Source organism: Herbiconiux oxytropis, from assembly GCF_024979315.1.
GTDB lineage: Bacteria > Actinomycetota > Actinomycetes > Actinomycetales > Microbacteriaceae > Herbiconiux > Herbiconiux oxytropis.
The window spans coordinates 194,168-219,436 of the sequence record NZ_JANLCK010000005.1 but is presented as its reverse complement, the minus strand read 5'-3'; the positions used below and the strand labels follow the sequence as shown (position 1 = coordinate 219,436).

Sequence of the window (25,269 nt, the reverse complement as noted above, 5' to 3'; positions counted from 1 at the left end):
CAGCGCTGTGCCAGGGAGCGCAGAGGCGCATGGGGTAGCTTCGCTCCTCGTGTCTCGTCGCTACAACTCCAACGCCGTCTCGAACTTCATGTCGTGGCTCGGTGGCGCTCGGCTCGACGTGCTCGCGGATGCCCCGGGCGACCGTGCGCGCTTCGTCGCCATGGGCGGCGTCATCCTCAGCACCGCGTTCCTCTCGGCGGTGTCGGCGACGTTCGCGCTCGTGATGGCGGTGGGCGCACCGCTGCCCGTGGCCATTGTCGTGGGCGTGTTCTGGGGCGTCATCATCCTGAACCTCGACCGGTTGCTCATCATCGGCATGGCGAAGCAGAAGGGCGTGTGGCGGAACGTGGCCCTCGCCATCCCGCGCATCGCCCTCGCGCTCATCATCGGCACCGTCATCTCGACGCCGCTCACGCTGCAGATCTTCCAGGCCGAGATCAACTCGGAGATCCAGGTGATGCAGGCCGAGGACAAGGCGGCGTTCGAGGAGCGGATGGCGACGGATCCGCGGTTCGCCCAGATCCCCACCCTCGAGGAGCGGATCGCGTCGAACCAGGCGATCGTCGACCAGGGGCTGCAGACCGACCTCGCCTCCGACCCCAACTACGCGGCGGCGGTCGCGGCGACCGCGTCGGCGCAGGCCGCCTACGACGCGGCGCAGGCTGCGTACCTCGCCGAGATCGACGGCAGCGGCGGCACCGGGGTGCGGGGCGACGGGCCCGTGACCGCTTCGAAGCTCGCGGCCTTCGAGGCGGCCGAGGCTCGGCTGACGGCTGCCCAGGCCGCCCAGGCCGCGGCCGAGGAGGCGGCGTCGACCAACCTGGAGGCATCCGCTCAGAGTCGACTCGACGCGGCGACGGATCAGCTCGAGTCCGATCAGAAGGCCCTCGCGACGGCCGAGGAGCAGCGCTCCGCCGAGCAGGCCGCCTACGCGAGCGCTGTCGACAACAGCGCCGGGCTGCTCTCACGGCTCGACGCACTGTTCCGGCTGGGGGAGACGAACGCCCTGCTGAACTTCGCGCACATCATGATCGCGCTGCTGTTCATCTGCATCGAGCTGCTGCCCGTGATCGTGAAGGTGCTCGGCAACCTCGGCGGCCAGACCGCCTACGACCGCATCCTCGACGTGCGGGAGGACGGCGAGGTCTCCGGTGGCGAGATCTGGGCGGCCGAGCGCACCAGGGCCATCGCGGCCGAGGCCTCGGTGCAGGTCTCCGTGGCGGAGGACAGGGCCGAACGGCAGGTCGAGTTCGGCAAACGCGTGAACCAGACCGTGCTCGAACAGCAGGAGGCCGTGATCACGCGGGCCCTCGAGACCTGGGCGGGGTACGCGGCGGCGCGGGCCTCGGAGCGCATGGAGGAATGGGAGAAGCAGCTCGAGGAGGAGGACGCGGCCCCGCGCTCCGAGCAGGCGACGGATGTCGCCGCCTCCGCCGGACAGCGTGCGATCGGTCGTGACGCACCGGCGTCGAAGCGCTTCGCGCCGCGGAAGCCCGCCGTGCCGCGCACCGCCGCAGAGGAGCCTGCCGTGCGCGAGCCGGCCACCGCCACGGCCGAGCTCTCGGCTCTCTTCGCCGCGGCCGACACCGGTGCCACCGAGGTCATCCGCACCCCCGACACCACGGCGACCCAGCCCCTCCCGAGGAACGCCGACCGCGCCGCCTTCCTCCGCCGGGCAGGGCTTCCCGACCAGATTTGAGGCTCGTGTGAGCGCGGGAACACGGGTGTAAACATCCCGTTTCCATCGTGTTACCCCACCGGATCGGGGGTCTGCTCACAGCTAGCGTGAAGACTCGGCCGACGCGGGCCGTGCGGCTCCTGCACACTCCGCGGGACTCCTCACGGTCGGTGGACGTCCATCCGTCACCCTCACACTCAGGAGCACAGTGCCCAGATCAACCGAGCGCTGGAGGGCGGCGGCCATCGCCACCGCTCTCCTCGTGGCCGTCTCGCCGGCCCTGGTGGGAGTCCCCGCGTTCGCGGCGACGAGCCCCGCCACATCCACCACCCCTCTCACCGCCACGCCACTGACCGCAGCCGGGCCCGTCGCCGTCGGTGACGACTGGACGGTGGAGGAGATCCCGGGCGGTTACGAAGTCACCAAGACGCTCGCTGAGCCCCTCGAGATCCGGAGCGACGCGGCCACCCTCTGGGCCGACGGCATCGAGCTCGGCATCGCGAAGGAGTCGCTCGACGGGCTGACCCTCACCGTGGTGACCACCGATCCCGCGGTCGCCGACGCCACCGTGATCGACCAGGGCTGGACCGGTTCGGGCGACCCCGCCGTCGAGGCCGCTGACGGCACCCTCGACCGCGGCGACACTGCCCGGCGCTTCGCCGAGGAGGTGCCGCCGGCCGCCGCGGACGCGCCGATCCTCGCCGACGACCCCTCCGCCCGCGGCGAGTACGCCGTGACGCGCGCCGACTACGACCTCGGAGACGAAGCCGTCGACATCCGCGACTTCGGCCGCAAGGGCGAGATCCGCGCCGCGGTCTTCCTGCCCGAGGGCGCCGAGGGCGAGCGCCCCGTCGCCGTGTTCCTGCACGGCCGCCACACCTCGTGCGCCGGCGGAACCCGCAACCCCGCTGCTTGGCCCTGCAACGCCGACCAGGTCGACGTCGAGAGCTACCTCGGCTACAACGAGGCCGCCGAGATCCTGGCCAGCCAGGGCTACGTGGTGGTCTCGATCTCGGCCAACGCCATCAACGCGCTCGACGGCTCGCTCGCCGACGACACCGGAGCAGCCGCCCGCGCCCAGCTCGTGATGGACCACCTCAACCTGCTGCGCCAGGCGAACGCAGGCACCGACGTGGGCTTCGGCACCGCGCTCACCGGCCGCCTCGACCTCGACAACGTGGGCCTCATGGGTCACTCGCGCGGTGGCGAGGGCGTCATGCGCGCCGCTCTGCTCAACTCCGAGCAGCCCGAGCCGTTCGGCATCAAGGGCGTGCTGCCGCTCGCCCCGACCGACTACACGCGCATGACCGTCCCCGGCGTGCCGACCGCGGTCATCCTGCCGTACTGCGACGGCGACGTCGAGGACCAGATGGGCCAGAAGTACATCGACGACTCCCGGCACGCCTACGGCGACGACGTGTTCCGCTCGTCGGTGCTCGTGATGGGGACGAACCACAACTACTTCAACACCGCGTGGACCCCTGGCCTCTACCCCGTGGCCACGAGCGACGACTGGGCGATCATGGATCGCAACCAGACCGACCCCACCTGCGGCCAATCGGCTCCGACCCGGCTGAACGCGGCCGAGCAGTACGCCGCGGGCAACGCCTACATCGCCGGCTTCTTCCGCCTCACCCTCGGCGGCGACGAGCAGTTCATGCCGCTCTTCGACGGATCCGACGCCAAGCCCGCCTCGGCCGGCCGCGCCGACATCCGCGTGAGCGCGAGCCTCGCGCCCTCCGACCGGGTCGACGTGAACACGTTCACCGAGCCCGAGACGACCACCCAGGTCGTGGGAAGCGGAACGTACCAGTACTGCGAGAGCATGAGCCCGCTCGACGTGCCGGCGACCATGCCGTACTGCGTCACCGAGCTCGAGTTCGCCCAGGCCCCCGACTACGGGTTCCTCAGCGCCACCTACGGCAACGGCCGCGCCACCTCGGTGCCGTCGACCCCGTCGCTGCACTTCACCTACACCGAGCCCTCGGGGAGCGCCGCCCCCGGCGAGCTCCGCGTGCAGGTGCCGGCGCAAGCCCGCGACTTCACGGCCGCCTCGAGCCTGTCGTTCCGGGTCTCGCCCGACGACTCGGTCGCGATCGGCGGCAGCACCGACCTCACGGTCACGCTGCTCGACTCCACAGGCGGAACGGCCTCGGTCACCGCCTCGGAGTTCGGTGATGCCCTCAGCGTGCTGCCGGGGTCGACCAACCCGCTCCGCAAGGTGCTGCTGCAGCAGATCGCCGTGCCCACCACGGCCTTCACGGGCGTGAACCTCGCCGACGTCACCCAGGTGCGCTTCACGGCTCCCCGCGAGACCGGCGGCGTGCTGCTCTCCGACCTCGCGCTGCAGTCGGCAGCCACCCTCGGCGACCCGTCGATCTCGACCCTGCCGGTCGCGTCGATGCCCGACGTCACGGTCGAGGAGGGCTCGGGCGTCGGCTCCGTCGACGTCCCCGTCGTGCTCTCCCGGCCGGCCGAGCAGGCCGCCACGGTCTACGTGAGCTCCATCCCGGTGAGCGGCAACAACCGCGTGCTCTCCTCGATGCAGGAGCTGTCGTTCTCGGCCGGTGAGGTCTGCAAGGTCATCACCGTGCCGCTGCAGGGCGACGCGAGCACGTCGACCTCCGCCTCCACGTCGTTCATCACCAACACCACGAACACGCAGCAGGGCGTCACCATCGGTGACAGCTTCGGCCGCATCGTGGTGCGGGAGGACGACGGGGTCGTCGACCGCGCGGGCGCCGTGCTGCCGTCGCTGCCCGAAGTGGGTGTGCAGGGTGACGCGTGCGCCGAGGCGCAGGCCGCTCCGGATGCGCTGACGCTGTCGGCGGGCTCGGTCTCGCCGGGCGACACCGTCACAGTCACCGGATCCGGCTTCCGCGTGGGCGAGTCGGTCGAGCTCACCGTGGGCGGCGTCAGCGCCGGCAGCGTCGTGAGCACCGACGGCACCGTCTCGTTCGAGGTCGTGGTGCCGGCGGACGCCGCGCGCGGCCCGCTCGAGATCATCGCGGTGGGCTACGGATCGGGTCGCACCGCGACCGCCACCCTCACGGTGGCGCTCGACGCCGACCGCATCGCCGGCGCCGACCGCTACGAGGTCTCGGTGAACACGTCGAAGGAGGGCTTCCCCGACGGGGCGGACACCGTCTACGTGGTCTCGGGGGAGAAGTTCCCCGACGCGCTCTCCGCGGCGCCCGCCGCGGCGACCGACGACGCGCCGATCCTGCTCACCACAGCCGCCTCGCTGCCGCCCGTCGTGCTGACCGAGCTCACCAGGCTCGATCCGTCGTCGATCGTGGTGGTCGGTGGAACCGCGAGTGTGTCGCCCGCGGTGCAGAAGGCGCTCGAGAAGGTGGCTCCCGTGAGCCGTCTCGGCGGCGCCGACCGGTTCGCGGCCTCCCGTGCCATCGCCGCCGATGCGTTCCCGGACGGAGCTCCGGTCGCCGTGCTGGCAGCCGGCGCGACCTTCCCCGACGCCCTGTCGGCCGGAGCGGCCCTCGACGGCACCGGTCCGCTGATCCTCGTCAACGGCGGGGCCACCGGCCTCGACGACGCCACGGCCGCGCTCATCGCGCGACTCGGCGTGGCGGAGATCGTGGTCGCCGGCGGCGAGAGCTCGGTCTCGGCCGGGGTCTTCGCCGACGCGTCGCGGATCGCGGAATCCGTGCGACTCGGAGGTGCCGACCGCTACGAGGCGTCGCGTTCGATCAATGCGCACTTCTTCGAGTCGGCCGACCGGGTGCTGCTCGCCACGGGCGCCAAGTTCCCCGACGCCCTCTCGGGCTCGGCGCTGGCCCCGCGGATCGACGCGCCGCTGTTCACCGTGCGCGGTGACTGCGTGCCCGCCGAGACGCTCGAGCAGATCCTCGCCCTGGGTGCCTCCCGGGTGACCCTGCTCGGCGGCGAGAAGACGCTGACGCCGGCGGTGGAGAGCCTCACCGTCTGCGCCGGGTAGATCCCCGCACCACCCCCTCACGAACTGCGGCGCCGAGTGATCGGCGCCGCAGTTCGTGCGTTCACTGAAGGTCTCCTGCAAAGGGTGTCGGGACTATGTCGTTCACAGTCGGGCGGGCATATCGTTGAGTATCGTTCGGGGTCAACAACGGAGGTCATCATGGGCAACTCATTCGGCGGCAGCGGGTTCGGGAACATGTTCGGCGGAGGCGGCAACGGCGGCGGCATGGGCGGCGGCCTGGGCAACGGCGCCGGTTTCAACGTCGACGGTGTCTGGGAGGCCATGGAGCAGTTCCGCTCGAAGTTCGAGAAGCGCACCGGCACCGGATCGCGGGTCGGCCGTGGAGACGTGCGCGCCGCGGTGCTCGCCCTCCTCTCCGAGCGCGCCATGCACGGCTACCAGATCATCCACGAGATCGAGGAGCGCAGCGGCGGCAGCTGGAAGCCGAGCCCCGGCTCGGTCTATCCCACGCTCCAGCTGCTCGCCGACGAGGGGCTCATCGCCGCGGAGGAGTCCAACGGGCGCAAGACCTACGCGCTGACCGAGGCCGGCCGTGCGCAGTACGCGACCGCCGGGAACGACGCCCCCTGGGCATCCGGAGACGAGGACGACGCCAAGCGCGACCACACCGCGCTGCCCAAGGCCGGCTTCGAGCTGGCCCAGGCCGCCGCGCAGGTGGGCCGCACAGGAACGCCCGAGCAGATCAAGCAGGCCGTGGCCGAGCTCGAGGACGCCCGTCGTCGGCTCTACTCGATCCTCGCCCAGAACTGACCCGGGTGTCCGAAGCTCGACCCGACCGGGGGGATTCCGTCCCCACCTTCCGGGAGGCCCGCGCGCGGTATCGGCGCATCCTGCGGTTCGCCGGGTGGAACCTGGCGGTGACGTGGTGGTACGAGCTCGTGCTGCCGAAGTTCGGGCTGCTGAGCATCGCCGAGCGCACGCGCACGCGGCGCATGCAGAGGTTCGCGCGGCGCTTCCACGTGCTCGCCGTCGACCTCGGCGGTCTCATGATCAAGGTGGGGCAGTTCATGTCGTCGCGCCTCGACGTGCTGCCGCCCGAGATCACGAAGGAGCTCGAGGGGCTGCAGGACGAGGTGCCCGCCGTGCCCTTCGACGCCATCCGGTCGCTCGCCGAGGCTGAGCTGGGTATGCCGCTGAACCAGGCGTTCGCGTGGGTCGACCCGACGCCGGTGGCCGCGGCCTCCCTCGGGCAGGCGCACCGTGCGCGGCTCGTGCCGCGCGACGCCGCCGACACCGGGCTCGACGCGGTGGTGCTCAAGGTGCAGCGGCCCGGGATCGACGAGATCGTGCGGGTCGACCTCGCCGCGCTGCGGAAGATCGGCGGCTGGCTGAGCCACGTGCGGATCGTGTACTCGCGCGTGGATGCTCCCGCGCTCGTCGAGGAGTTCGCCGCGACGAGCCTCGAGGAGATCGACTACCTGCACGAGGCGGCGAACTCGGTGCGGTTCGCGGCGGACTTCGCCGACGACGACCGGGTGGGGCTGCCCGAGGTGGTCTGGGAGCGGTCGACGCGGCGCGTGCTCACGCTCGAGGACGTGACGGCGATCAAGATCAACGATCACGCGGGGCTCGTGGCCGCCGGGATCGATCCGGCCGAGGTGGCGCCGGTGTTCGCGGCGGTGATGTTCGACCAACTGTTCACGAACGGGTTCTTCCACGCGGATCCGCACCCGGGGAACATCTTCGTGACGCCTCTCGCCGCCGGCGAGCCGGGCGAACGGCCCTGGAAGCTCACCTTCATCGACTTCGGCATGATGGGCGAGGTCGGCGTGAACACCCGGAGCGGCCTGCGCAAGATGCTCATCGCCGCGGCCTCGCGCGACGGCAAGGGGCTCGTGGCGGCCGCGCAGGATCTGGGCGTGCTGCTGCAGTCGGCCGAGACCGCCGAGCTCGAGCGGGCGCTGACTCAGCTGTTCGCGCGGTTCGGCGGCATGGGGTTCGCCGAACTGCGGGAGGTCGACCCGCGGGAGTTCCGCGAGTTCGGGCTGCAGTTCGGGCACGTGGTGCGCTCGCTGCCGTTCCAGCTGCCGGAGAACTTCCTGCTCATCATCCGCGCGATGTCGTTGACGTCGGGGGTGAGCAGTGCGCTCGATCCGTCGTTCAACCTGTGGAACTCGGTCGAGCCCTACGCGCAGCAGCTGATCCGCGAGGAGCGGGGCAACCTCGCCCAGGACCTCGGCAAGCAGGCGCTCGAGAACCTGCAGATCGCGTGGCGCCTGCCGCGCCAGATCGACGCGATGCTCACGAAGCTCGACGAGGGGACGGTCTCGTTCCGCAACCCGGAGCTCGAGCGGCGGGTCGAGGGGCTCGAGCGTGCCGGCCGTCGCGTCGTGTCGGCGCTCGTGTTCGCGGCGCTGCTCGTGGCGGGCGCAGTGCTGCGCGCGGATGACGCGGTGCTGGGGACGGTGCTCATGGTCGCCTCGGTCGTGCCGCTCCTGCACGCGGTGTTCTCGGGGCGCGGGGTGCGCTAGCGCCCTTCGTCGCCCGGAAGAGCATGCGTTCAACCATTGTCTCGGGAGCGCTTCTGATCAATAATCTTCCACTGTGAAGAAAGATCAGATCCAGCAGAAGCCACCGTACCCGATCGAGTCGGTCGACAACGCTCTGCGCATCCTGCAGATGATGAGAGACGAGGGGGAGGTGCGCATCACCGACGTCGCCACCGCACTCGGGGTGGCCCCGAGCACGGCTCACCGGCTCATGGCGATGCTGATCTACCGGGGATTCGCCATCCGCGACGACTCCCGCCACTACTCGGCGGGCCCCGCGCTCGGCGCCGCCGCCATCGGATCGTCGTGGACGAAGACCCTCAAGGTGGCCGTCGAGCCGACCCTCGAGATCTTGAGTTCACGCCTCGCCGAGACGGTCAACCTCATCGTGCGGGTCGGTGTCAGCGCGCGATTCCTGCTGTCGATCGAATCCAGCACGCTCTTGCGGATCGGCGACCGCACCGGCTCGGTGCTGCCTGCCCGATCGGCCTCAGGAGGCAAGGTGCTGCTCGCCTTCGAACCCCTCGCCCAACTCGAACGGCTCTACCGGGGCAAGAGCGCCGAGCTCGGCGGCGACGCCCTGGGTGACGAGGACTTCGCGGCCCTGGTGGCCGACATGGCGGCCATCCGCCGTCGCGGCTACGCGCTCAACCGCGAGGAGACCGAGACCGGCGTGGCCGCGATCGGGTTCCCCATCCTGACGCCGGCCGGGCGGCCGCTCGCCTCGTTCTCGGTGGCGACACCCGTGGGGCGCCTCGAACGCCTGATCACGCCGCAGCGCCTCGAGCTCATGTTCGCGGCGCGAGACGACATGACCGAGGCGCTCAGAGGAACGACCCTCGACACCCCTCGTCAACCGGGCGCGGCCACGGAGGTGTGAGCTTCTGCTGAGCAGAATAGTCTCGGCCATCGGTCGCGTCGGCGAATAGCCTGACGTCGACGTGACATGGAAAGCGGAGTTGCTGCAATGAGTCGTACAACGGAGTCGATCAACGGTGCGGAGCTCCTGGTGCGCACCCTCGTGCGCTTGGGGGTCGAGGACGCCTTCAACATCGTGGGGCTCGGCCTCTTCCCCCTCGCCGAGGCGTTCTACCGCCACCGTGCCGAGGTGCGCTACATCTCGGCTCTCAACGAGACCAACCTCGGCCTCATCGCCGCCGGGTACGCGCGCGCCAAGCGGTCGGCGTCGTTCGTGAACGTCTACCACGCCTCCGGCACGGCGCTCGGCATGATGGCCGTCACTACAGCGTGGGCCGAGAGCGTGCCTCTCGTGTTCACCACGACGACCTCCAGTCGCAAGCTCGAGGGGCGCGATCAGTACGCAGCCGTTCCCCGTGCCGTCACCGAGATGAGCGCGCAGTTCACCAAGTGGAGCGCCGAGATCCCGAGTGCCGACCGCATCCCCGAATTCGTGGAGCGCGCCTTCCAGATCGCCAACACTCCGCCCTACGGACCGGTGCACCTCGCCTTCCCGATGGACGTCTGGCTCGAGCAGACGAGCGACACCTCCGCCGGCGTCGCCCCCACCGAGGTGCTGGCCGACTTCGGCCCTTCCGAGGCCGGGGTGGCGAAGCTCGCCGAACTGCTGCGCGGCAGCGAGAAGCCCCTTCTCGTAGCGGGCAGCGAGCTCGCCCGCTACGGCGGCGTCGCGGCCGCTGTCTCCCTCGCCGAGACCCTCGGTGCCGCCGTGGTGAGCGAGGACAAGATCTCCGACCTCGGGTTCCCCACCACGCACGAGCAGTTCGTCGGCAAGCTCAGCATGAACCGCGGTCTCGTGGCCGAGAGCGACGTCGTGCTCCTGCTCGGCGTGGAGCTCACCGAATCCGGACTCACCGCCCCCGTCGACTTCGGCGATGCCGCGGTCGCCGTTCTGAGCGTCGACCCGCTGCTGCTCACTCGTCAGCTCCGGCCCGAGGTGGCCGTGCTCGGGCTGCCGAGCCCCACGCTCGAAGCGGTCGATGCCGCGCTCACCGACGACCCGATCCCGGAGGAGCGGCGCGCCGCGGGCCTCGAGGCGGCCAGGGCGCGTCACGCGGCGAGGGCGATGCGCAACGAGGAGATCCGCGCCATCCGCTTCGACGATGCGCCGCTCGCGATCGGCCGCATCATCACCGAACTGCAGGCGGTGATGCCGCCCGGAACCATCGTGGTGAACCACTGCGCCTCGGGCGAGCCGTTCGTGGAGGACCTGATCCCGGTGGAGGACACCGACACGTTCTTCGGCATCTCGAGCAAGGCGAGCGCGCAGGGCTGGGGCGGGCCAGCGTCGATCGGCATCCAGCTGGCCCGACCGGATGCGCGCGTGGTCGCGATGCTCGGTGACGGCGGCTTCATGTTCTCCTCCACCGCCATCTTCGCCGCGGCGCAGTTCGACGTTCCTGTGATCTTCGTCATCCTCAACAACGGCGGGTGGCGCGACATCGGCGCGCTGGCCCGCGTGGCGAAGAGCCCCCTGGCCGAGGCCGAGGCCGAGTTCGGCTGGCTCTTCACGGAGCCCACCATCGACCACGCGGCTTTCGCCGCGAGCCTCGGCCTCGCGAGCCACCGTGCCGGCACTCCCGACGAACTGAGGCAGGCGCTCGAGACCGCGTTCGCGAGCGGCAAGACGGCGCTGATCGAGGTGATGAACTCGCCGGAGGACGCGAACGAGTTCTCCCGCGTGTTCACGCAGTCCGACTGATCACCCCACGACCCGAGCAAGCAGAAACCCCACAGCGAGGAGGACGCGATGAAGCGTCGACGGCAGAACACCGAGGAGCTGAGCTTCGGCTACTTCTTCCCGACCGGCAGGACCAATTTCCTGTTCAGCGACGAGGCGTCACGCCGGGTCCCGGACCCGAACGGCGCCAACCTCACCTCGCTCGCCCGGACCGCCGAGGAGGTGGGCTTCGACTCCCTCTTCATCGCCGACAACTGGTCCGGCCACCAGCGGGTGGCGGAGGAGTTCGGCCACCAGTCGCCGGCCTACAACGCGTCCCTCCTGGCGATGGCGATGCTCGCCTCCACCTCGACGATCGGGGTGATCTCGACCATCCACACGACCCACCACAAGCCGGCCCACGTCGCCCGCATGGGCGCCACCCTCGATGACTTCAGCGGAGGACGATGGGGCTGGAACATCGTGACGGGCTTCAGCGCCGACGAGGCCGCCCTGTTCGGCGAGGAGTTCGTGGAGCACGACCTGCGCTACACGATGGCCGCCGAGTTCGTCGACATCGTGCTCGCGCTCTGGGCGGACACCGAGCCCATCGACGTGGAGGGCGATTTCTACCGGGTGCGCGGCCGCATCAAGCTGCCCCGCCCCGTGCAGCGGCCGCATCCGCTGCTCGTGAGCGCCGGAGCCTCGCCGGCCGGCGTGGAGTTCGCGGCCCGCTACTGCGACCAGCTGGTGACACTCGCCATCCAGGAGGAGAAGCTGCAGGCGCTCGACGCCCAGCTCGCCGAGCTCACGGGCGGACGCCGCACGGTGGCGCCCACGCCGTTCTCGATGGCGATCGTCCGGGAGGGCGACGGCGAGGCGGAGGAGGAGCACGCCCGGCTGCTGACGTCGCTGAACCGTGCCGCGACCTTCGAGATCGCCGGCGACGTGCTCGGCTCGATCGAGACCGCGCGCTCCATGTTCGAGAAGATGGGGGAGGAGCAGGCCGCATTGGCGTTCGGCTCCGGGGGATCGGTGCTGCAGCTCATCGGCACTCCCGAGCAGGTGGCCGAGAAGCTCCTCTCGGTGAAGCGGAACACCGGATCGACGAACGTGCTGATCAACTTCCCGCTCTGGAGCGACGACGAACTGCGGTCGTTCCGCCCGGTGCTCGAGATCCTCCGCGAGGCCGGTGTGTGGACGCCGCCGAGTGAGCGCGACTTCTCCTGGTGAGCGCCCACGGCAGATGAGAAAGCCCGGCCCCCGCGAGGGGAACCGGGCTTTCTCCGCGTGCGGACTCGGCTAACCGAGCTGCGAGGCGATGCCGTTGCGTCGATCCCAGAACGCCATCCGCTCGCCGTCGGAGACGTCGTCGATGCGGGACTCCGCTTGCCAGATGCGGCTCGACGGGCGGGCGGGATCGAATTCGGGCCACTCGAGGGCGCCGCCGTCGGTGGGGTCTCCTGTGCGCGCGAACGAGACCCACGAGCGCTGGATGGCGTCGGAGAGCCTTCGGTCGTCGTCGGTCCAGTCCCACGCGCGCGAGTCGAGCGTGCCGAAGATGTAGGGCACGTCGGACCCGTGGAACGCCCCGGCGTAGTCGCCCTCGATGACGCCCGCGGATGCGGGGACGGCGGGCTCCTGCAGGAAGCGGTAGTGCCACACCGGCGACGACAGCCGTGCGCTCTGGAGCCGCGCGGCCGTCCAGTTCGACCAGACGAAGATCTGGTCGGCGACCAGCTGCCAGCTCGCGGCCTGCGCCGAGGCGTCGTCGCTCGCCGGGTAGAGCCTCAGCACCTCGGCGGCGTCGACTCCGAACTCGTCCTCCACGTACGTCTCGTAGGCGGCGAGCGTCGGCAGGTACGGAAGGCCGGACGCCTCGTTGCCCGCGTTGCCCGCGATGAACGGGACGTCGATGGCCGTGCCGTCGGCGTAGGCCTCGAGCGGGGTCTTCGGCAGCACATGGCCGTCGATCACCGGATAGCCGGAGTCGAAGACGTGCAGGCTGATCGCGGCACCCGGGATGAGGTCGAAGGCCCAGGGGCCACCGGTGCGAGGCAGCTGCACCTCCATCAGCCGGTCGACCGGGAGCGAGCGCAGTTCGGCGAGGGTCGAGATGCCGAGGAGATCGAACAGCTCCTCACCCGCCTGCTCGCCGGCGGCGAGGGTCGAGGCGTTCGCCGGGTGCCCGAAACCGTCGAGGGCCGGTGCCACCCCGGGCGCGCTCTGGGCTATGGCCTTCGCGAAGAGCCCCTCCGCGAGTGGCGACGAGCGGAGGTTGTGCACGCTGTTGCCACCGGCCGAGACTCCGAAGAGCGTCACATTCCGCGGGTCGCCGCCGAAGGCCTCGATGTTCCGCTGCACCCACTCGAGTGCGGCCACCTGGTCCATCAGACCGTAGTTGCCCGATCCGCCGTAGCCGGATTCGGCGCTGAGGTCAGGGTGGGCGAGGAAGCCGAGTCGCCCGAGTCGGTGATTCACCGAGACCACGGTGAGCCCGGCGGCCGCGAGGGCCGTGCCGTCGTAGAACGGGTTGGAGGCCGATCCGAACTGGTAGGCGCCGAAGTGCAGCCACACCACCACCGGTCGCCCCGAGTCGCCCTCTGCTCCGGTCCAGACGTTGAGGTTCAGGCAGTCCTCGCTGAACTCGCGTTCGCCGCCGAAGTAGAGCGAGCCCTCGGCAGGCGGGGCCTGGATGGCGCTCGGCCCGAAGCTCTTCGCCGCTCGGACCCCCTCCCAGGGTTCCAGGTGCTGCGGCGGCTTCCACCGGAGCGGGCCCACCGGCGGCGCCGCATAGGGCACACCCAGAAAGCTCCGGGCGCCGGTCGCGGGATCGACGACGCCGTCGAGCTCCCCGCTGTCGACGCGCACCGTCGTGATCGTGTCGTTCACCATGAGTAGTTCCGTTCGGACGGGGGAACCCACACTCCGGCGTCGCGCAGGTGATCGAGCACCGTGCGGAAGCCCTGCACTTCCCCCGGGTTCCAGAGGGGGAAATTGATGAGCACGTTCGTGGTGGAGGTCTCCGCCTTCAACGCGATGAGCTGCTCGGCCACCTGCTCGGAGGTGCCGAAGAGCTTGAGGATGCCTTGACCGCTTCCCCAGGCGCGCGCCGCCTCGGCTGCACCCTGGCCGGCGAACATCGACTTGATCGATTCGATGTCGCCCAGGATGTCGGCGGCGAGCTCCATGGTGGCCTCGGTGTTGAGGCTCTTCGTGAGGCGCTCGTACTCCTCCTCGGCCTCTCCATCTCCCTCCCGCACGATCGTGATCGTGAAGGGGGTGGTCGAGAGCGGGACGGTGCGTCCGGCATCCCGGAGCACGGTCGCGAGGCGCTCGTCGACGGTCTGGATCTTCTCGATCGAGTTGCCGGCCACCACGAGCTGATCGCAGTGCGCTGCCGCGAACGCCATTCCGGCCGGTGACGCTCCGGCGCTCACCAGCAACGGATGCGGCAGCTGCGCCGGACGAGGCTGCTTGAGACGCCCGCTCGCGGTGTAGTACTGCCCGAACACCTCGAAGGCATCGTCTTCACTCCAGAACTTCTTGACGATCTCGACGAACTCACCGGCCATCGCGTAGCGCTCGTCATGAGGCACCATCGAGGGCTCGCCGAACAGTCGGGCTTCGGCGTCGCCGAAACCCGTGACGACGTTCCAGCCCCAGCGCCCCTCACTGAACGCGTCGAGGGTGGCACCCATGCGGGCCACGTGGGCGGGCTGGTGGTGGGTGGTGTGGAACGTCGTGATGACACCGAGGTGCTCGGTCACCGCGAACAGGGCCATGGCGAGCAGAGGTGCGTGGTACTTCGGCGACTGGTGGCCTGCCCTCTCGGCTGCGCGCTGGTGTCCCGACCAGGTGTCGGCGATGAAGAGCGAGTCGAAGCCCGCCTCCTCGGCGGCCCTGGCCATGTCGAGGAACACCTGGCGCGACAGCGTCGGTGTGCTCCGAGCGGCCTCGTCGCTCCACACGTGATCCGTCTGACCGGTGGGGAAGAAGTAGGAGAAGCTCAGCTGCTCCGGGTCGTGCATACGTGCTTTCGGCATGGAACATCCTCGTTCGTCGTGCGTGCAGGTTCAGCATGAATCGGCGGCCGCCGGGCCTCCAACGACATTCTGTCCTCCGGAATTGCGTTGCCGCCCTTCCGGCGCTCGCAGCACCATCGACCAACCCTCGCCCGCACCATCCCGGCGACCGATGAAGAGGACACAATGACGTATCCACAGCGCACGATCCCGGCTGCCTTCGTGGCGGCCACCGCCTTGCTCGCCCTGGCGGCGTGCTCCGGGTCCGGCGAGACCGGATCGACCGACGGCCCCGCTTCCGCGGCCGACTCCGCGGCGGTCGACGCCGCCGCGGAGAGGGTGGCCCAGTACTCCGCCGAGCAGGATCCGATCGAGATCGAGCCCCTGCCGGCGCCTCCCGAGGAGGGCCTCACCGTCGCCATCACGAGTTGCACGCTCCCCGTCTGTCACACGCTCACGGATGCCGCGGCGGAGGCTGCCGAGGCGATCGGCTGGACCGTCGTGCCCTACGAGTCCGAACTCACCCCCGAGTCGTACGTGGCGACCTGGGATCAGATGATGCAGTCCCCTCCCGACCTGATCGCCTACATCCCGTTCGCCCCCGACGCCCTGATCGAGGACCATCTCGCGAAGACGAAGGAGCTCGGCATCCCCGTGGTGGTCGCAGCACCCGCGGGCGACCGACCAGACAAGGACGGCCCCGTGTTCGCCTCCTACAACGGCTACACCGAGTTCTTCCAGAGCGGTGGCCTGATGGGCGACGTGGTCGTGGCCGACGGCGGCACGGGAGAGAGCACCGTCTTCGTCTGGGACCCCGCGCTCTCGCTCATCTGGGATCCGATCAAAGCCGGGTTCGACGAGCGGATGCAGGCGTCCGGCTCCGTGGCCGATGTGCTCGAGGCGTCGAACTCCGGGATCGGGACGGCCGTGCCCGGCCAGCTCGTGAGCTACCTGCAGAGCCACCCGGATGTCGAGTACGTCGTGCTGGCCCTCGCGGACTACAGCGCCGGCATCCCCGAGGCTCTGGAGTCGGCCGGTCTCGCCGACCGAGTCAAGATCGTGTCGCGGGCACCCCAGGCCGCCAACCTCGCCAACGTGAAGGCCGGCAAGGAGTTCGCATCGGTGGGGGAGGAGAACTCCTCCAACGGCTGGCGCGCAATCGACGGCCTCGCACGGCTGGCTCAGGGGATGACACCAGACGACACCTGGTTCGAACCCGCCGGCTGGGCTCAGATCTACACGGCGGACACCGTGACGCAGACCACCGAGCCGCCGACGACGCCCGGTTCGCCCGAGGCCTTCCTCAGCGCCTGGGGCGTCGAGTAGCCGATGACAGCCCTGCAGATCACGGGCCTCAGCAAGTCGTTCCCGGGTGGCAAGGGGCTGAAAGACGTGACTCTCGACCTGGCGCCGGGAACCGTGCACGCCCTGCTGGGGCAGAACGGTTCGGGCAAGTCCACGCTGATCAAGATCCTCGCGGGGGTCTACCAGCCCGACCCCGGTGCCCGCGCCCGGGTCGGCGGCGCCGCCCTGGAGCTGGGTTCTGCCAGGAGCGCACGGGAAGCCGGTATCCGCTTCATCCATCAAGATCTCGGGCTCATCCCCGAGCTCGACGTGGCCGAGAACCTCGCGCTCGGAGCCGACTACTCCTCGCGGGTGTGGCTCTCCGATCGGCGTGAGCGGCGTGCGGCGGGAGCGCTGCTCCAGAGGTACGGCATCGACATCGATCCGGGAGCGACCCTCGGCACGTTGAGCCCCGCGCAGCAGACGCTCGTGGCCATCGCGCGGGCGCTCGGCGACGACGAGGGGAAGGGTGATGCCGGCAGCGGTGCCGGCTCGACTCGCGTGATCGTGCTCGATGAGCCAACGGCCGCCCTCCAGAGCGCTGAGGTGGCGCACCTGTTCGCACTCATCGAGACCCTGAAGCGCGAGGGCAACGCGATTCTCTACGTGACGCACCGGCTCGAGGAGATCTTCGCGATCGCCGATGACCTGACGGTGCTGCGCGACGGCGCGGTCGTGACAACCCGTGCGGTGGAGGGTCTCGACCACGACTCCCTCGTGGAGCTGATCGTGGGCCGCAGACTCGAGGAGACCCTCACCCGGCGCGCTCCGGTGCACGCCGCGATCGCGCTCGCCGCACGAGGTATCACAGGGGGATCCGTCGATGGCGTGGATCTCGAGGTGCGCCGCGGCGAGGTCGTCGGCCTCGCCGGCCTCCTCGGCTCGGGGTATGAGCAGCTGCTGTTCCTCCTGGCCGGGGGAGAAGCACGCGAGGGCGGCGACGTGCTCGTCGACGGCAGAGCCGTGCCCGGCGGAGACCCGCGCGCTGCCATCGCGGCCGGCATCGCGTTCGCACCCGCGGATCGCAAGCGTCTGAGCGCCATCCAGAGCTGGTCGCTGCGCGAGAACGTGACTCTTCCCGCCCTGCGTGCCGGAACGGCCGGATGGTTGAGCGATCGTCGCGAGGCCGTCGACGCCCGGGGCTGGCTGGCGAGGGTCGAAGTCGAGCATCCCGCTCGCGCCCTGCTCTCCACTCTGAGCGGCGGCAATCAGCAGCGCGTGGTGATCGCGCGATGGCTGCGCACGGGAGCCACGGCGATCATGCTGCAGGAACCGACCAACGGCGTCGACAGCGGAGCCAAGCAGGCCATCTACGCCTGCCTTCGCGAAGCCGCAGACGCCGGTACCGCCGTGCTCTTCTCCTCCTCCGACGCCGAAGAACTGGTCGCCGTGTGCGACCGCGTCATCGTGTTGAACGGCGGGCGGATCGGCTCCGAGCTGAGCGGCGATGCGCTCACGGTCGACACCCTTCTCCGCGCGTGCCTGGCCGCGCCCGAACTGAAACGAGCCTCACCATGACCGTCACGACCGACCCCGCCGATCGCGCTTCCGCCGCCCCGCCACCGGACGGCGCCCTCCCGGCGGCCCGCCGACGCCGGGGTGAGGGCGCGTTCATGCGCTTCAGCGGCCTGTACATCTGGCTCGGCATCATCGTGGTGTTCAGCCTCTGGATCCCCGGCACCTTCCTCACCCCGCAGACGGCCGTGAGCATCGCCGGAGACGAGGCCGTCACGACCATCGTGGCCGTGGGGCTGCTGTTCTCGCTCGCCGCGGGCGGCTTCGACCTCTCGATCGGCCAGAACCTCGGGCTGAGCGCCGTGGTCGTGTCGACCCTCTCGACCGTGGGCGGGTGGGATCCGTTCGCCTCGGCGCTCGCCGCGGTGCTGATCAGCACGGCCGTGGGCGCGATCAACGGCTTCTTCGTGGCACGGGTGCGGATCAACAGTCTGATCGCGACGCTCGGCATGACGTCGATCCTGCTCGCCGCCACCAGGATCGTGTCGGAGCAGCAGTTCCGCGGGCCGCTGCCGGACGAGCTGCGGGCGATCGCCGGCTGGCAGCCCCTCGGCATCCCTGCCGTCACGCTCTACGCCCTCATCGTGGCGGTCCTCGCCTGGTACGCCCTCGAGCACACCCCCTTCGGGCGCAGGCTCTACGCCACCGGCGCCAACGCCGACTCGGCGTTCCTGGCGGGGGTGCACACCTCGAAGCACCTGTTCCTCTCCTTCGTGATCACGGGCTTCGGTGCGGGGCTGGCCGGTGTGCTCATCGCCGCCAAGATCGGCAGCGTGGGCCCCGACATCGGGCCGGCTTACCTCCTGCCGGCCTTCGCGGCCTGTTTCCTCGGCACCACGCAGCTGAAGCCGGGGCGATTCAACGTGTGGGGAACGGTGCTGGCCATCTTCCTGCTCGCCACCGGTGTGAAAGGGCTGCAGCTCGTCGGCGGCCAGCAGTGGATCACAGATGCGTTCAACGGTGTGGCGCTCATCGCCGCCGTCTCGATCGCGGTGGTCGCGGCTCGGCGGGCCGCGGTGGGAAAGAACCGGCGCGCGGCGAAGCGCAGGTGACGACCACGGAGAAGGCCCCCGGCTTGAGCCGAGGGCCTTCCTCGTGCAGCACGGCTCAAGCGAGTCGGGCGTAGCCGCCGCGGTGGAACACGAGCGGGCCGCTCTGCTCGGCGGCCGACAGAGCGAGCACGGTGCCGAGCACGAGCGTGTGGTCGCCGGCCGGCAGCTCGTCGTAGAGCTCGCAGGCGATCCAGGCGGCCGCGTCGTCGATGACGGGACCGGCCTCGCCCTCGTGCCACGGAACCGCGGCGAAGCGGTCGATGCCCTTCTGCGAGAACGCGCGGGAGAGCTCCTCGTGGTGGTGGGCCAGCACGTTCACCGTGAACCGGCCGGCCTCGCGGATGGCGGGCCAGGTGGCGGAGGTGACCGCCGGGAAGAACCCGATGAGCGGCGGGTCGAGCGACACCGAGGTGAATGAGCTGCACGACATCCCCACGGGCCCGTCGGAGCCCATGGCGGTCACCACCACGACACCCGATGGCCAGTGCCCGAGGATGCGCCGGAACTCGCCCGGCTCGATCACGGCGCTCACGCGCGCACCCCGCTCACGGGGGATCCGGCCGTGAACTCGACCGCCTCGCGCGGTTCCGGATCGAGGGCGGTCACGCCCTCGCCGACGAGCATCGGCACCCACGACCAGAAGAGCTGACGGCCTGCTGTGCTGAGCAGCGCGTCGTGGATGGGGATGATCGTGGTGGGGGCCACGGCCGTCACGAAGTCCACGGTCTCGCCGAGTCGGCCCCAGGGTGAGGAGAGCGGCACGGCGAGCACGTCGATCCCCTCGGGCACCGATTCGTAGCTGTCTCCCGGGTGGAAGAGCCGGGTGCCGTCGCCGCCCGCGACGACGAGTCCGACGTTCTCGATCCGCGGCATCCGCTCGTGCACCTCCTGATGCTCCGAGCCGATCGGATCGATCGTGAACGAACCGACCTGCACGGGCGAACCCTCCACGAGTGGAATGCCCGGGACGCCGATGGAGCCGAGGGCGTGGGCGACAGCGGGAGCGCCGTAGAACGCGGCGCCCGGATTCCGTGCGGCCGTGGCTCCGAGACGCTCGGGCTGGAAGTGGTCCGGATGCTCGTGTGTGGTGAAGACGGCCTGCAGCCCCTCGAGCGCGAACGCCTCCGGCAGCGAGAAGCTGCCGGGATCCACCAGGATCCTCGTGTCGTCCTCCTCGAGGAGAAGGGTCGCATGACCGTAGCGGGTGATCTTCATCTCGGCTCCTTCGCTGAACAGCCTCCAGGTTCGGCCGATCGACGACCGCCCGCCATGAACTTCTGCCAGCGAGAAAAATCGTCTCCCTGGCAGGACTCGCCCTAGCCTGGAGTGCGGAGGTGAGCCGATGTCGGACATCGAGGGGGTCATCGCTCTGCTGCGGTCGGCCCCGGTGGATTTCACGGCAGATCTCGCGTCCCTCCGGGCACGGTTCGCCACGCTCGCCGACACGGACCGGCCGAGGCCGCCTGCGACCGTACGGTCGGCGACGACGGCCGGCGTGCCCGTGCTGGAGATCACCCATCCGGATGACGCGCCCGGTGTCGTGATCTTCGTGCACGCGGGCGGGTACATCGCCGGTTCCGCGGAGGCCTCGCTGCCGCTGGCCGCCCGCATCGCCAGGGCGGCAGGTCGACGGTTGATCTCGGTCGACTACGCCCTGGCGCCGGAGCATCCGTTCCCGGTCGCCCGCGACCAGCTCGCGGCGGTCTACGACGCCGTCATCGACGAGGGGGTGCGCCCGGCCGAGATCGCCCTGGTGGGGGCCTCCGCCGGAGGAGGCATCGCGCTGCAGTTCCTCGTGGCCACGACCGCCCCACCGCCCGGAGCGCTCGTGGTGCTGTCGCCGTTCGCCGACCTCGAGCTGCTCGGGGAGTCGATGGAGCGGAACGCCTCCGACGATCCCTCGCTCACGCGATCCGGCCTCGAGCGATGCGCCGGAGACTACCTGGGGGCGACACCCGCGGTCGAGGCCGATGTGCTGCACGCGTCCCTCGAGCACTTCCCGCCGACCCTCATCCAGGTGGGCGCCCTCGAGATCCTGCAGGACGACTCCGTGCGCCTCGCGGCGGTGCTCGCCCGCGCCGGTGTCGAGGTGCGGCTCCAGAGCTGGGCCGGCATGGTGCACGTCTTCCCCACCTTCGCCGGCGCCTTGGCCGAGGGGCGCGAGGCCATCGAGGGGATCGGCGCCTTCATCACGCGCTACGCGCGACAGCCGGGGTGAGAGTTTTCTTCAGTGCAGAAGAGCGTTGATGAGCTTTCCGGCTGCGGCGACGATTGAAGAGACATATTCGGTAGCCATCCCGAATGCTCATCGTCGAGTGAAGGACACCGTACATGACAACGCTTCGAGACCAGAGGGTGACGATCGTCGGCGGCGGGATGGGCGGGCTCGCCTCGGCGCTCGTCCTGCGCCGTCAGGGCGCTCAGGTCACCCTCTTCGAGCACGCTCCCGCATTCGGAGAGGTCGGAGCCGGCATCCAGCTCGGCCCCAACGCCACCCGCATCCTCGGCGAGTGGGGGCTGCTCGACGAGGTGATCGCCCGAGGCTACCGACCCGAGAATCTCGTGCTCAAAGACGCCATCACGGGCGAGGTGCTCACGAAGCAGTCGCTCGGCCGCGAGTTCGTCGAGCGGTACGGTGCCCCGTACGTCGTGATCCACCGGAGCGACCTGCACGCCATCCTGCTCGAGGCCGCTGAGCGCGAGGGCGTCGAGCTCCTCGTCGACAGTCACGTGCAGGGGATCGACGACGACGGCGATGGCGTGGTCGTGACGCTCGCAGACGGGAGGACACACCGCTCCGATGCCGTGCTCGCAGCCGACGGGCTCGCCTCCCTCACCCGTGACCGCATCGTGGGTGATGCACCCGTCGCCTCCGGCTACGTCGCCTATCGCGGGACGCTGCCCGAGACCCGTGGCCACGGCAACGACGTGGTGGCCTGGCTCGGACCGCGCTGCCACTTCGTGCAGTACCCCATCCGCCGCGGTGAGATGCTCAACATGGTCGCCGTCTTCCAGTCGCCCGCGTTCCTGCGCGGCGAGACCGAGTGGGGCGGTGTGGACGAGCTCGACGCAGCCTACGAGGCCTGCTCGCCCGAGGTGAAGGAGGCCGTGCAGCATCTGTGGCGCGACCGCCGGTGGCCCATGTTCGACCGGGAGCCCGCCACCACGTGGGGCGATGGCCGGGTCACGCTCATCGGCGACTCGGCGCACCCTATGCTGCAGTACCTCGCTCAGGGCGCCTGCCAGGCGCTCGAGGACGCCCACAGCCTCGACGTCCTCGCCGCGCGCACGCCGGGCGACTGGCCGGCCACGTTCGGAGCCCTCGCAGACCTGCGGCAGCCCCGCACCGCCCGGGTGCAGCGCACGGCTCGGGTCTGGGGTGAGATCTGGCACGTCGACGGCGTCGCCCGAGTGCTGCGCAACGAGCTGCTCGAGCAGCGCGACGTGGAGGACTACCGGTATCTCGACTGGCTGTACGGTCGAGGCGTGGGCGAGCCGGCTGCGCAGGACGCAGAGGACCGGCGCGCCCTCCTCACCGAGGAGGCGGCACGATGACGGACCTCACGATCACCCCCAGCACCTCGCACGACGGCGTGCGTGACCGGGATTGGCGCCTGCTGATCGGGGGCGGTCTGCGCGCGGCCGCCGACGGTCGCACCTACGACCGGGTCAGCCCGTTCACCCGCGAGACGATCGCGGTGGTTCCGGATGCGGGCCCGTCCGATGTCGATGACGCCGTCGAGGCCGCCTGGGCCGCACGGCGGGAGTGGAGGCTCACTCCCGTTCCCCAGCGGGCGGCCCTGCTCTCCCGGGCCGCCGACATCATCGAGGAGCACGGCGAGGAGCTCGCCTACCTCGACTCGATCGACGCAGGCTCCCCCCTCATCAACTCGCGGATGGACGTGCAGCTCACGCTCTCGCACGCCCGCCTGTTCGCGGGCATCGCCCTCGAGATGAAGGGCACGACGGTGCCGGCCAGCCCCGGCCTGCACCTCACGGTGAGGGAGCCCGTGGGCGTGGTGGTGAGGATCGTGCCGTTCAACCATCCGCTGATGTTCGCCGGCAAGGTCTTCGCACCGCTGATCGCGGGCAACCCGACCATTCTCAAGCCCCCGGAGGTCGCGCCGCTCTCGGCGCTGCGACTCGGCGAGCTCCTGCAGGAGGTCTTCCCGCCCGGTGTCTTCCAAGTGGTCGTGGGGGACGGGCCGGCCGTTCCCGACCGTCTCGTGCGGCACCCCAAGGTGCGCCGCATCGGCTTCATCGGTTCGGAGCGCACGGGCATGGCGATCCAGAAGGCGGCCGCGGAGTCGGGAATCAAGGAGGTCTCGCTGGAGCTCGGTGGCAAGAACGCCATGGTCGTGTTCGCCGACGCCGACCTCGACGCGGCAGCCCAGGCGGCCATCAACGGCATGAACTTCACCTGGTCGGGGCAGTCCTGCGGCTCCAACTCCCGCCTGCTCGTGCAGCGCTCGGCGCACGACGAGCTCGTGGCCCGCATCGTGCAGAAGCTCGAGGGGCACCGCCAGGGCGACCCGCTCGATCCGGAGTCCCGCCAGGGCACGATGATCAATGAGGCCCAGTTCGGCAAGGTGATGGGCTATCTCGAGACGGCGCGCGAAGAAGGCGCGACCGTCGTCACGGGAGGCGGCAAGCCCGACGGACCGGCCTTCGAGAAGGGATTGTTCATCGCGCCCACCGTGCTGACCGGCCTCGACAGGTCGAAGACGGTGGCGCGCGAGGAGATCTTCGGCCCGGTGCTCTCGGTCATCCCGTTCGACGACGAGGACGACGCGATCGACATCGCCAACGATTCCGTCTACGGGTTGACCGCCGCCGTCTGGACGAAGGACATCTCCCGGGCGCTTCGCCTCAGTCACGAGATCGAGGCGGGTTTCGTGTGGGTGAACGACTCGGCGAAGCACTTCCCGAACGTGCCCTACGGGGGAGTCAAGGCCTCGGGCATGGGGCGCGAGGAGAGCATGGAGGAGCTCCTCAGCTACACCGCCCTGAAGTCGATCAACATCGCGTACTGAAGCCGCCCCGCGGCACCACATCACTCGAAGAGGAGAGAAATGTCCTATCAAGGGCTCGACAGCAAGGTCATCGTGGTCACGGGCGCCGCGCAGGGGATCGGGGCCGCCTACGTGCGCCGACTGGTCCTCGAGGGCTGCACCGTCATCGCCGCCGATCGCAATCTCCACGGTGTCGAGGTGCTCGCCGCCGAGCTCGGCGACTCCGTGGTGCCGGCAGCGGTCGACGTCTCGTCCGCCGTCTCCTGCGCCGAGCTCGCCGCCGCCGCGATGGAACGGTTCGGGCGGGTCGACGGACTGATCAACAACGCCGCCATCTTCTCGACCATCGCGATGCATCCGTTCTGGGAGATCCCGGAGAAGGAATGGGACGCGATCATGGCGGTGAACATCAAGGGCCCGTGGCTCGTGACGACGGCACTGCTCGAGGCGCTCAAGGCCTCGGGCCGGGCGAGCATCGTGAATATCGGATCGGACGCCGTGGCGCTCGGTCGCACGGAGTACCTGCACTACATCGCCAGTAAGGGAGCGGTGGCCGCGATGACGTTCTCGATGTCGAAGGAGCTCGGAGGCTTCGGAGTGCGGGTGAACACGCTCTCGCCGGGCCCCGTCTACACCGAGGTGTCGCGGGAGACCGTGACCGAGGCTCAGCGGGAGGCCATGCTGGCTCGTCAGGCCGTGCCGCGCACGGCGGGGCCGGACGACATGACGAGCCTCGCGGCCTTCCTCCTCTCGGACGACAGCGGCTACATCTCGGGCCAGACCATCAGCGTCAACGGCGGGCTGGTGCACCGGTGAGCACCGACCGTCTGGCGCTGACCGAGCTGGTCTCGCTCTCGTCCCGCATCCTCGGTGCCGCCGATCAGGGCGACTTCATCTGGGGGCACAGCTCCGCCCGCGACCCCGAAGGGCGCGGGGTGTGGATCAAGGAGAGCGGGATCGGGCTCGCCGAGGTGGGCCCGGAACAGGTGCACCTGGTCTCCCCGGAGGGCGAGGTGCTCGAGGGATCGGCCGGACCGCGGCACATCGAGTTCCCGATCCACACCGAGATCATGGCGGCCCGTCCCGATGTGGGCGGCGTGGTGCACACGCACTCGCCGCACGCGATCGCACTCGCAGCCGCCGGGGTCGAGCTCCTGCCGGTGAGCCACGCGGCGACCCACTTCGTGCCGCCGCACGTGCCGCGGTTCACGCAGACCGCCAACCTCATCCGCTCCCGCGAGCTCGGCGCCGCGCTCGCAGGCACCCTCGGCGGCGGCAACGCCGTGTTCCTCGTCAATCACGGCATCGTGACCGTGGGGCCGGACCTCGAGACCGCCACGGTCTCGGCGCTGCTGCTCGAGATGGCGGCGGAGCAGCAGCTCCTGACCATGGGCTTCGGCGGCCCGGCGTCGTGGTCGGACGACGAGGAAGCGCTCGCCAAGCGCGAGATCATCTACAGCCAGCCCGCGCTGCACACCGTGTGGCGGCACCTCGTGCGCCGTCTCGCCTGAGCCCAGCACCCCCGACCCTCAACGCAAAG

General features: G+C 70.2%; 19 protein-coding genes. 15 read left to right on the top strand and 4 right to left on the bottom strand.

Annotated features, from left to right (window positions below; all coding sequences use genetic code 11):
• Window positions 1-49 precede the first annotated feature (49 nt).
• The 7 genes from N1028_RS11515 to N1028_RS11485 all read left to right on the top strand — a co-directional run bounded on the left by N1028_RS11515 (window position 50) and on the right by N1028_RS11485 (window position 12,014).
• On the top strand, window positions 50-1,699 hold the full coding sequence (locus tag N1028_RS11515) for a DUF4407 domain-containing protein (RefSeq protein ID WP_259529022.1): 1,650 nt from the start codon (window positions 50-52) through the stop codon (window positions 1,697-1,699).
• A gap of 187 nt (window positions 1,700-1,886) precedes the next feature.
• On the top strand, window positions 1,887-5,633 hold the full coding sequence (locus N1028_RS11510; RefSeq protein WP_259529021.1) for a cell wall-binding repeat-containing protein: 3,747 nt from the start codon (window positions 1,887-1,889) through the stop codon (window positions 5,631-5,633).
• Window positions 5,634-5,828: 195 nt separating this feature from the next.
• Window positions 5,829-6,404, top strand: coding sequence for a PadR family transcriptional regulator (locus N1028_RS11505; protein ID WP_375163431.1), 576 nt, complete (start codon window positions 5,829-5,831; stop codon window positions 6,402-6,404).
• Between the two features lie 5 nt (window positions 6,405-6,409).
• Window positions 6,410-8,125, top strand: a complete 1,716-nt coding sequence (locus N1028_RS11500) for an ABC1 kinase family protein (protein ID WP_259529011.1) — start codon at window positions 6,410-6,412, stop codon at window positions 8,123-8,125.
• A 73-nt stretch (window positions 8,126-8,198) separates the two neighbouring features.
• On the top strand, window positions 8,199-9,023 hold the full coding sequence (locus tag N1028_RS11495; RefSeq protein ID WP_259529009.1) for an IclR family transcriptional regulator: 825 nt from the start codon (window positions 8,199-8,201) through the stop codon (window positions 9,021-9,023).
• An 87-nt stretch (window positions 9,024-9,110) separates the two neighbouring features.
• Window positions 9,111-10,823, top strand: a complete 1,713-nt coding sequence (locus tag N1028_RS11490; protein ID WP_259529002.1) for a thiamine pyrophosphate-binding protein — start codon at window positions 9,111-9,113, stop codon at window positions 10,821-10,823.
• A gap of 48 nt (window positions 10,824-10,871) precedes the next feature.
• Complete coding sequence (locus N1028_RS11485; RefSeq protein ID WP_259528999.1) at window positions 10,872-12,014, top strand: LLM class flavin-dependent oxidoreductase; 1,143 nt, start codon at window positions 10,872-10,874, stop codon at window positions 12,012-12,014.
• Window positions 12,015-12,083: 69 nt separating this feature from the next.
• On the opposite strand, the gene N1028_RS11480 is transcribed toward N1028_RS11485, so the two are convergent.
• Window positions 12,084-13,676, bottom strand: coding sequence for a carboxylesterase/lipase family protein (locus tag N1028_RS11480; RefSeq protein WP_259528993.1), 1,593 nt, complete (start codon window positions 13,674-13,676; stop codon window positions 12,084-12,086).
• Complete coding sequence (locus tag N1028_RS11475; RefSeq protein ID WP_259528991.1) at window positions 13,670-14,827, bottom strand: LLM class flavin-dependent oxidoreductase; 1,158 nt, start codon at window positions 14,825-14,827, stop codon at window positions 13,670-13,672. The genes N1028_RS11480 and N1028_RS11475 overlap by 7 nt, the downstream gene beginning before the upstream one ends.
• Window positions 14,828-14,992: 165 nt before the next feature.
• Between N1028_RS11475 and N1028_RS11470 the strand changes: the two genes are divergently transcribed.
• The 3 genes from N1028_RS11470 to N1028_RS11460 are packed head-to-tail and all read left to right on the top strand — an operon-like array spanning window position 14,993 to window position 18,717.
• Window positions 14,993-16,132 carry a sugar ABC transporter substrate-binding protein gene (locus N1028_RS11470; RefSeq protein WP_259528990.1) on the top strand — a complete coding sequence of 380 codons (1,140 nt, stop codon included), beginning with the start codon at window positions 14,993-14,995 and terminating at the stop codon, window positions 16,130-16,132.
• 3 nt (window positions 16,133-16,135) lie between these two features.
• Window positions 16,136-17,668 carry a sugar ABC transporter ATP-binding protein gene (locus N1028_RS11465; protein ID WP_259528988.1) on the top strand — a complete coding sequence of 511 codons (1,533 nt, stop codon included), beginning with the start codon at window positions 16,136-16,138 and terminating at the stop codon, window positions 17,666-17,668.
• Window positions 17,665-18,717 (top strand): ABC transporter permease, encoded by a 1,053-nt coding sequence (locus N1028_RS11460; protein WP_259528986.1) that lies wholly within the window; start codon window positions 17,665-17,667, stop codon window positions 18,715-18,717. Before N1028_RS11465 ends, N1028_RS11460 begins: the two co-directional genes overlap by 4 nt.
• A 55-nt stretch (window positions 18,718-18,772) precedes the next feature.
• On the opposite strand, the gene N1028_RS11455 is transcribed toward N1028_RS11460, so the two are convergent.
• Window positions 18,773-19,249 carry a flavin reductase family protein gene (locus tag N1028_RS11455; RefSeq protein ID WP_259528984.1) on the bottom strand — a complete coding sequence of 159 codons (477 nt, stop codon included), beginning with the start codon at window positions 19,247-19,249 and terminating at the stop codon, window positions 18,773-18,775.
• Complete coding sequence (locus tag N1028_RS11450; protein ID WP_259528981.1) at window positions 19,246-19,932, bottom strand: MBL fold metallo-hydrolase; 687 nt, start codon at window positions 19,930-19,932, stop codon at window positions 19,246-19,248. Before N1028_RS11450 ends, N1028_RS11455 begins: the two co-directional genes overlap by 4 nt.
• Window positions 19,933-20,059: 127 nt before the next feature.
• On the opposite strand from N1028_RS11450, the gene N1028_RS11445 reads away from it, so the two are divergent.
• The 5 genes from N1028_RS11445 (at window position 20,060) to N1028_RS11425 (ending at window position 25,240) form a co-directional block, all read left to right on the top strand.
• Window positions 20,060-20,935: an alpha/beta hydrolase fold domain-containing protein gene (locus N1028_RS11445; protein WP_259528979.1), complete on the top strand. Its 876-nt coding sequence runs from the start codon at window positions 20,060-20,062 to the stop codon at window positions 20,933-20,935.
• A 113-nt stretch (window positions 20,936-21,048) separates the two neighbouring features.
• On the top strand, window positions 21,049-22,272 hold the full coding sequence (locus N1028_RS11440) for an FAD-dependent monooxygenase (protein WP_259528977.1): 1,224 nt from the start codon (window positions 21,049-21,051) through the stop codon (window positions 22,270-22,272).
• On the top strand, window positions 22,269-23,750 hold the full coding sequence (locus N1028_RS11435; protein ID WP_259528969.1) for an aldehyde dehydrogenase family protein: 1,482 nt from the start codon (window positions 22,269-22,271) through the stop codon (window positions 23,748-23,750). Before N1028_RS11440 ends, N1028_RS11435 begins: the two co-directional genes overlap by 4 nt.
• 39 nt (window positions 23,751-23,789) lie before the next feature.
• Complete coding sequence (locus N1028_RS11430) at window positions 23,790-24,545, top strand: SDR family NAD(P)-dependent oxidoreductase (protein WP_259528967.1); 756 nt, start codon at window positions 23,790-23,792, stop codon at window positions 24,543-24,545.
• Complete coding sequence (locus N1028_RS11425) at window positions 24,542-25,240, top strand: class II aldolase/adducin family protein (protein ID WP_259528965.1); 699 nt, start codon at window positions 24,542-24,544, stop codon at window positions 25,238-25,240. Before N1028_RS11430 ends, N1028_RS11425 begins: the two co-directional genes overlap by 4 nt.
• Window positions 25,241-25,269 lie beyond the last annotated feature (29 nt).

Coding starts and splice junctions, on each gene's coding strand:
- N1028_RS11440 (WP_259528977.1), top strand. CDS start 21,049: ATGACAACGCTTCGAGACCAGAGGGTGACGATCGTCGGCGGCGGGATG.
- N1028_RS11475 (WP_259528991.1), bottom strand. CDS start 14,827: ATGCCGAAAGCACGTATGCACGACCCGGAGCAGCTGAGCTTCTCCTAC.
- N1028_RS11470 (WP_259528990.1), top strand. CDS start 14,993: ATGACGTATCCACAGCGCACGATCCCGGCTGCCTTCGTGGCGGCCACC.
- N1028_RS11480 (WP_259528993.1), bottom strand. CDS start 13,676: ATGGTGAACGACACGATCACGACGGTGCGCGTCGACAGCGGGGAGCTC.
- N1028_RS11450 (WP_259528981.1), bottom strand. CDS start 19,932: ATGAAGATCACCCGCTACGGTCATGCGACCCTTCTCCTCGAGGAGGAC.
- N1028_RS11435 (WP_259528969.1), top strand. CDS start 22,269: ATGACGGACCTCACGATCACCCCCAGCACCTCGCACGACGGCGTGCGT.
- N1028_RS11505 (WP_375163431.1), top strand. CDS start 5,829: ATGTTCGGCGGAGGCGGCAACGGCGGCGGCATGGGCGGCGGCCTGGGC.
- N1028_RS11485 (WP_259528999.1), top strand. CDS start 10,872: ATGAAGCGTCGACGGCAGAACACCGAGGAGCTGAGCTTCGGCTACTTC.
- N1028_RS11465 (WP_259528988.1), top strand. CDS start 16,136: ATGACAGCCCTGCAGATCACGGGCCTCAGCAAGTCGTTCCCGGGTGGC.
- N1028_RS11490 (WP_259529002.1), top strand. CDS start 9,111: ATGAGTCGTACAACGGAGTCGATCAACGGTGCGGAGCTCCTGGTGCGC.
- N1028_RS11430 (WP_259528967.1), top strand. CDS start 23,790: ATGTCCTATCAAGGGCTCGACAGCAAGGTCATCGTGGTCACGGGCGCC.
- N1028_RS11460 (WP_259528986.1), top strand. CDS start 17,665: ATGACCGTCACGACCGACCCCGCCGATCGCGCTTCCGCCGCCCCGCCA.
- N1028_RS11445 (WP_259528979.1), top strand. CDS start 20,060: ATGTCGGACATCGAGGGGGTCATCGCTCTGCTGCGGTCGGCCCCGGTG.